This is a genomic window from Caldisericia bacterium (assembly GCA_021158845.1).
In the GTDB taxonomy this organism is placed as follows: domain Bacteria; phylum Caldisericota; class Caldisericia; order B22-G15; family B22-G15; genus B22-G15.
Genome location: JAGGSY010000002.1, coordinates 1 through 5,549 on the forward strand (window position 1 = coordinate 1; position 5,549 = coordinate 5,549).

Annotated in this window: 4 protein-coding genes; all 4 read right to left on the reverse strand. The window is 36.8% G+C overall.

Annotated features, from left to right (window positions below):
- Positions 1-126: 126 nt before the first annotated feature.
- Genes J7J33_00020 through J7J33_00035 form a run of 4 tightly spaced genes read right to left on the reverse strand, consistent with a single transcriptional unit; the run spans position 127 to position 5,345 of the window.
- Positions 127-1,284: a (2Fe-2S)-binding protein gene (locus J7J33_00020; protein MCD6167688.1), complete on the reverse strand. Its 1,158-nt coding sequence runs from the start codon at positions 1,282-1,284 to the stop codon at positions 127-129.
- Entirely contained in the window at positions 1,281-1,757 is a 477-nt protein-coding gene (locus J7J33_00025; protein ID MCD6167689.1) for a hypothetical protein, read from the reverse strand. Before J7J33_00025 ends, J7J33_00020 begins: the two co-directional genes overlap by 4 nt.
- Before the next feature lies 1 nt (position 1,758).
- Positions 1,759-4,878, reverse strand: a complete 3,120-nt coding sequence (nuoF, locus tag J7J33_00030) for an NADH-quinone oxidoreductase subunit NuoF (GenBank protein MCD6167690.1) — start codon at positions 4,876-4,878, stop codon at positions 1,759-1,761.
- A gap of 14 nt (positions 4,879-4,892) precedes the next feature.
- Positions 4,893-5,345: an NAD(P)H-dependent oxidoreductase subunit E gene (locus J7J33_00035; GenBank protein ID MCD6167691.1), complete on the reverse strand. Its 453-nt coding sequence runs from the start codon at positions 5,343-5,345 to the stop codon at positions 4,893-4,895.
- Positions 5,346-5,549: the final 204 nt, after the last annotated feature.

Below are 5,549 nucleotides of genomic sequence, written 5' to 3' on the forward strand. Positions count from 1 at the left end.
CCAGTTTCATCTGAAAGTCTCTTTAATCCCTTAAACTTTCCCGGTGTTAAAGTTATCTTTTTCACCTTTTTACCTCCAAATATTTGTAAGATGAATTAAGGTGGGTTAGCTAACCCACCTTACATTTTATTTATTTACAGGCTCAAGATCAAATAGTACGGTCTTTAAGGAAAGGGCATTTGCTGGACATGCATTAACACAAGCCAGACATCCAACACAGTTTGTTTCTTTCATAGGATCATGTAAACCAGAAACTATCTGTGTCTTTTCTCCTCTATATCCAAAATCAAGAACTCCTCTTCCAGATATCTCTTCGCAAGTTCTAACACATCTTCCACAGAGGACACACTTATTATTGTCTATAATAAAGATATCACCAGACTCATCAACATTTTTTTCTTTCTTTGAGAGAGTAAACCTTGATTTCTTTACTCCATATTTTCTAAGCATCACAGCAAGTTCACTTCTTCTATCAATATACTTTTCCCCAACTTCTGCAAGGATAATTTCAAGGATTGTTCTTCTATACTTTTTTAGTTCCTCAGTTTCGACTTTTATATTCATTCCTTCTTTTACAGTTACATGACATGATGGAACAAGACCTCTCATTCCCTCTATTTCCACAAGACAGAGTCTGCATGCGCTTGCAGGATTTAATCCTGGTCTATGACAAAGATGTGGTATATCATAGCCCAATGAGAGTAAAGCTTCAAGCAAGTTTTTCCCTTCTTCAGCTTCGTGTTCCTTCCCATCAACAGTTATCTTTACAAGTTTTGGCTTTGGCTTCTTATCTTCATCAAAGAAAGAGTTATAGAGATTGAGTTTTTCTGCCAATTCATTGAGGGTGTAACCTTCAACACTCTCTTTTAGTCCTGTCCATTCAAAAGGACCAACAAGAATTGCCTCTCCTCTTGCAGTTAAATTTCCAACGCCGAGAGTCTTCACAACATTTATTATCTTTTTTTCTTTAAAGATATTCTTTACTGAATGAACTCCGTCTTCACAGGCAAGGACTATTATTGCAGTTGCTTCATCAAGCATATCTTTTTTTGTTTTTTTGTGAGCTCTTATTAAGTCAAGATGACATGATTCACTAATTATTTCGACCCCAAGTACATTGTATCCATCCTCTTTTAACAGTTCTGCAAGGGTTTTTGCTTTCTCAACTCCTCCCAGTCCACAGTACTTTATGCAGGTATCACAGGACCAGACAACTATTTTATCTTCTTTATTTAACATCTTCTTAAGTTCTTCATACTTAACGGAACGCAGAGAGATTATCATTGGTCACCTCCATTATTTTTAGAGACCATTTCCAAAGTATCAAAGGCAAACCACTTCCCCTTGTAATCTTTGAATTTTTCAAAAGGAAAGGTCACCTCAAACATTTTTCTATCATCCTCTATACTGATAAGACCAACATTCTCTGTGGTTTTAACTACTTTCTTATTTGGGAACATGCGGCTTATAGAGGAGTATCCTGCTGTGCATGATAGGGAAAGAAGAACATTTACATCAGAGGGAATTTCTCTTCTTATTCGCATAACATAAGCTTCTGTGCAGTTGTATGTAATAACTATTATCTTGACGACATTGTATCCATCTTTTCTTAAAGATTCTGCGAGTTTTTTTGCTCCCTCAAATCCACCAACACCGTACGTTCTTACACAACCGTTACATGCAATTATAGCAATTTTATCTTCTTTACTTAAATTCCTTTCAACCTCATTTAGAGGTAATGGCTTTGCAAATATCATTTTATTCCTCCTCTTCTCTTCTATCGCAATGTACACACCTTCTTGCTTCCTCTATTGCATCTTTAACATCTATGGTTTTTTCAACCTCAACATGAATTGCCCTTCTATCCTCTGGTGCAACAAGAACTGGTTTAACTCTTTCCATTTCCTCTTGATATTTCTCCTCATCATAGGTTGTTTCAACAACTTTTCTCTCTTCTTTGAATAGAATTCCATCTCCTCCAAGATATTTATCTATTGCCATTGCAGCTTTCTTGCCATCCCCTATTGCTTCAACGATGGTGGATGGACCTCTTACAAGATCACCGCCTGCAAAGACACCTTCAACTGAGGTCATAAGATTATGATCAACCTTTACAACTCCATGTTCAACATCAATTCCCTCAAAATTAACATCTATCTTTTGCCCTATAGCTACAACAACCATAGAGACATCAATTTCAAATTCGCTTCCAGGAATTGGAATTGGTCTTCTTCTTCCTGATAGATCATACTCTCCATACTTCATCTTTATAAGTTTAGCTCTCTTTACTTTCCCTTCTTCATCTCCTATAAATTCAACAGGATTGGTTAATGTCATTATTTCTATGCCCTCTCTCTTCGCTTCCTCTATCTCCTCTTTAAAAGCTGGCATATCCTGTTCTCCTCTTCTATAAACAATAGTTACATCTCCTCCAAGTCTCCAGGCTACTCTCGCTGAATCAATGGCTGCATTTCCGCCACCTATGACGATGACCTTTCCTGAAATTTTATCTTTGAACTCTCCACTTTTAACACTCTTTAAGAACTTAAGTGCCGGAATTACATTCTTAAGATCTTCTCCCTTTATTCCAAGTTTTACTTCTTTATGGGCTCCACATGCAAGAAAGATAGCGTCAAAATCCTTTAACTCGTCAAGAGATTTTATTTCCCTCCCAGTAATTATCTCCACACCTGTTCTTTTGATTCTCTCAACTTCAAACTTTACAGCTTCTGTTGGTAGTCTATGCTCTGGTAGTAGATATCTTAAAGCACCACCAGCTTCCTCATTCTTTTCAAATACCGTAACTTTGTATCCTTTAAGATTCAAGAAATACGCAGCGGTTAATCCTCCTGGTCCACCACCGACTACAGCAACTTTCTTTCCATTATATTTTTCTGGTTTGTAAAGTTCCCATCCCTCTTCCATGGATTTATCTGCAAAGACTCTCTTTAGCTGTCTTATGGCAACAGGCGAATCAAGTTGTGCTCTCCTGCACATTTTTTCACAAAAAGCAGGACATGCCTTTCCACATGCGATAGGGAAAGGATTTGCTTTTATATGTGTGTAAAAGGCTTCCTTAAGTTTTCCTTCTGCCATATAAGCTACATACGCTGGAACATCAACTCCTGCAGGACATGCACTCATACAAGGAGCTATACTTAATTCACACACACCTTGAGGGCATCTTTTATATACAATATGCTCAATATATTCATTTTCAAAGTATTTTAAAGTTGTAAGTACAGGATTTGGAGCAGTTTGACCAAGAGCACAGAGAGCTCCTTTTTTGATAGTTTCACCAAGTTCTTTAAGTAAAGTTATATCTTTTTCCTCTCCTTCACCTCTTGAGATCTTTTCCAATGTCTCAAGCATTATTCTTGTTCCTGCTCTACACGGAACACATTTTCCACAAGATTCTGCCTGTGTAAATGTTAAAAAGTATTTGGCTATGTCAACTATACATGTGTTTTCGTCCATAACAACCATTCCACCTGAACCCATTATAGAACCTGCAGCTTTTAAAGTCTCGTAATCTACAGACAAGTCAAATTTTTCAGCTGGAATACAACCACCTGATGGACCACCTGTCTGCACAGCTTTTATCTTCTTACCTCCAACTCCCCCCTCTCCAATATCATAGATTATCTCCTTTAACTTTGTTCCAAGTGGAACCTCCACAAGTCCGACATTTTTTACCTTCCCAACGAGAGAAAATACCTTGGTTCCAGAATTTTTTTCAACTCCTATGCTTTTGAACCAGTCAGCTCCCTTTTTAATTATCACAGGAATGTTTGTCCATGTTTCAACATTATTTATGTCTGTAGGTTTGTCATACAAACCTTTTTGGGCAGGGAATGGTGGTTTTGGCCTTGGTCTTCCTGGTTTTCCTTCAATGGAAGCTATAAGAGCTGTTTCTTCTCCACATACAAAGGCGCCTGCTCCTTTAACTATTCTTATGTCAAAGGAAAAGTCTGTTCCAAGTATGTTTTCTCCGAGAAAACCATATTTATAGGCATCTTCTATTGCCTTTTTTATCTTTTCTATGGCAAGAGGATACTCTTCTCTAATGTATACTATCCCCTCTCTGGCACCCATTGCATATGCTCCAATTATCATTCCCTCTACTATCATGTGTGGGTCGCTCTCCAATTCATTTCTGTTCATATAGGCACCAGGGTCTCCCTCATCTGCATTACAGATTATGTATTTGAAGTCTCCTTTTGCCTGTTTTACAAAATTCCATTTTATTCCTGTTGGAAATCCTGCTCCTCCTCTACCTCTCAATCCTGAGTTCGTTACCTCTTCTATAACCTCCTCTGGTGTCATTTCTGTAAGTACTTTGATTAAGGGATAGTATCCTCCAGATCCAATATATTCTTCTATATCCTCTGGGTTTGTTAGTCCGCAGTTTCTTAAAACTATCTTTTTCTGTTTTGAAAAGAAGGGAATATCTTTATAAAAAGGAACTTCATCATAACCTTTCCCATATGTAAATTTCTCATCATTTACAATATTATCCCATTCTTCTATTTTGCAGAATGGCTTTACACTTAATCTATCTTTGATAGCGTCATCAATTATATTCTCCAAAATTTCTGGTGTCACTTCGTTATATAAAAGTAAAGGTTTGCCTGGAACATGAACTGTTACAATAGGCTCTTCTTTGCAAAATCCTATACATCCAACTTTTACTATATCTATAGGCAGTTTTCTTGAAGATACAATCTCCTCCCCTTTCTTAAAGACTTTATCTGCTCCTGCCGCAATACCACATGTTGCCATTCCTACACATATTCTTATCCTATCCTTTGGAAAGAGCTTTTCCCACCCCTTCTTCTTTACTTCCTTCCAATCTTCTAATCCAGTTATTCTTTCCATTTTTATCTCTCCTTTCAGTCATACTTAGAAAGTATTGATTTAATCTTCCGCGGTGTAACTCTAATATGTGTATCATTATCTATTCTCACAATTGGACCAATAGCACAACAACCAAGACATCTTACTGTTGTAAGTGTAAATTTTCTATCCTCTGTGGTATCATTTACATCAATTTGTAGAGTATGTTTCAGTTCATTAAGTACCTTTGGAGCACCTCTCACATGACATGCTGTTCCCAAGCATACTTGAATTGTATGTCTCCCTCTTGGTTTTAGTGAAAATGCAGCAAAGAATGTAGCCACGCTGAAAATACGGGATAACGGAATATCAAGTTTTTTACTTATGTATCTTAGTATCTCTTTTGGAAGGTATCCCTCTTTCTCCTGCACCTCTTCCAATATTGAGAGTAGTTCCCCCGGTGTATTTCTCCACCTCCCTATAATAGCATCTACTTCTTTAAGCTCCATCTTTTCTACCTCCTTTGAGTTTAACAGAAATTTACTCCTCCACCAATTACAAACACATCATACATTTTTACCTCCTTTTAATAGGTTTTCTCCAATTCTCATATAATTTATTATATAACTTTTTATAAATTTTTTCTAAAAATTAGAAGATTTACTTAAGATCATAAGAGGAAAAATAATAAGAGGAAAAATATGAATAAGAAG

Excerpts from the sequence above, each read along its gene's own strand:
- nuoF (MCD6167690.1), bottom strand. The coding sequence starts at position 4,878 with ATGGAAAGAATAACTGGATTAGAAGATTGGAAGGAAGTAAAGAAGAAG.
- J7J33_00025 (MCD6167689.1), bottom strand. The coding sequence starts at position 1,757 with ATGATATTTGCAAAGCCATTACCTCTAAATGAGGTTGAAAGGAATTTA.
- J7J33_00020 (MCD6167688.1), bottom strand. The coding sequence starts at position 1,284 with ATGATAATCTCTCTGCGTTCCGTTAAGTATGAAGAACTTAAGAAGATG.
- J7J33_00035 (MCD6167691.1), bottom strand. The coding sequence starts at position 5,345 with ATGGAGCTTAAAGAAGTAGATGCTATTATAGGGAGGTGGAGAAATACA.